Genomic DNA, 1746 nt, shown 5'->3' with positions numbered 1-1746 from the left:
ATAAACATTCAAAACTGAATACAATATGTCACGTTATTCCGTTTCAGTTTCCTGCGAAACTGTTCCGAATAATATCCTTAGAAAGGAGGTGATCCAGCCGCACCTTCCGATACGGCTACCTTGTTACGACTTCACCCCAATCATTTGTCCCACCTTCGACGGCTAGTTCCTAAAAGGTTACTCCACCGGCTTCGGGTGTTACAAACTCTCGTGGTGTGACGGGCGGTGTGTACAAGACCCGGGAACGTATTCACCGTAGCATGCTGATCTACGATTACTAGCGATTCCAGCTTCATGTAGTCGAGTTGCAGACTACAATCCGAACTGAGAACGGCTTTATGGGATTTGCTTGACCTCGCGGGTTCGCTGCCCTTTGTACCGTCCATTGTAGCACGTGTGTAGCCCAAATCATAAGGGGCATGATGATTTGACGTCATCCCCACCTTCCTCCGGTTTGTCACCGGCAGTCAACTTAGAGTGCCCAACTTAATGCTGGCAACTAAGCTTAAGGGTTGCGCTCGTTGCGGGACTTAACCCAACATCTCACGACACGAGCTGACGACAACCATGCACCACCTGTCACTTTGTCCCCCGAAGGGGAAGGCTCTATCTCTAGAGTTGTCAAAGGATGTCAAGATTTGGTAAGGTTCTTCGCGTTGCTTCGAATTAAACCACATGCTCCACCGCTTGTGCGGGTCCCCGTCAATTCCTTTGAGTTTCAGCCTTGCGGCCGTACTCCCCAGGCGGAGTGCTTAATGCGTTAGCTGCAGCACTAAGGGGCGGAAACCCCCTAACACTTAGCACTCATCGTTTACGGCGTGGACTACCAGGGTATCTAATCCTGTTTGATCCCCACGCTTTCGCACATCAGCGTCAGTTGCAGACCAGAAAGTCGCCTTCGCCACTGGTGTTCCTCCATATCTCTGCGCATTTCACCGCTACACATGGAATTCCACTTTCCTCTTCTGCACTCAAGTTTTCCAGTTTCCAATGACCCTCCACGGTTGAGCCGTGGGCTTTCACATCAGACTTAAAAAACCGCCTACGCGCGCTTTACGCCCAATAATTCCGGATAACGCTTGCCACCTACGTATTACCGCGGCTGCTGGCACGTAGTTAGCCGTGGCTTTCTGATTAGGTACCGTCAAGGGATGCATAGTTACTTACATCCTTGTTCTTCCCTAATAACAGAGTTTTACGATCCGAAGACCTTCATCACTCACGCGGCGTTGCTCCGTCAGGCTTTCGCCCATTGCGGAAGATTCCCTACTGCTGCCTCCCGTAGGAGTCTGGACCGTGTCTCAGTTCCAGTGTGGCCGATCACCCTCTCAGGTCGGCTACGTATCGTTGCCTTGGTAAGCCGTTACCTTACCAACTAGCTAATACGCCGCGGGTCCATCTATAAGTGACAGCAAAACCGTCTTTCATCATGAAACCATGCGGTTTCATGTGTTATCCGGTATTAGCCCCGGTTTCCCGGAGTTATCCCAGTCTTATAGGTAGGTTACCCACGTGTTACTCACCCGTCCGCCGCTAACGTCAGAGGAGCAAGCTCCTCGTCTGTTCGCTCGACTTGCATGTATTAGGCACGCCGCCAGCGTTCATCCTGAGCCAGGATCAAACTCTCCATAATAATTTATGATGTTTGACTAGCTCATAAAAACTAATTGTTTTAAAACGTCCTTAGGACGTTTGTTAATTTGGAATTAACGTTGACATATTGTCATTCAGTTTTCAATGTTCATT

General features: G+C 49.7%; 1 rRNA gene. It reads right to left on the bottom strand.

The features are described 5' to 3' along the window. Positions 1-81: 81 nt before the first annotated feature. Positions 82-1633: ribosomal RNA gene (locus tag HMPREF3270_RS06800) — 16S ribosomal RNA — on the bottom strand. Positions 1634-1746: the final 113 nt, after the last annotated feature.

It is taken from the genome of Staphylococcus sp. HMSC65H10 (assembly GCF_001839185.1).
Lineage (GTDB): Bacteria > Bacillota > Bacilli > Staphylococcales > Staphylococcaceae > Staphylococcus > Staphylococcus simulans.
Note: the sequence above shows the minus strand (reverse complement) of the source record. Positions and strands in the feature narration are given on the sequence as shown.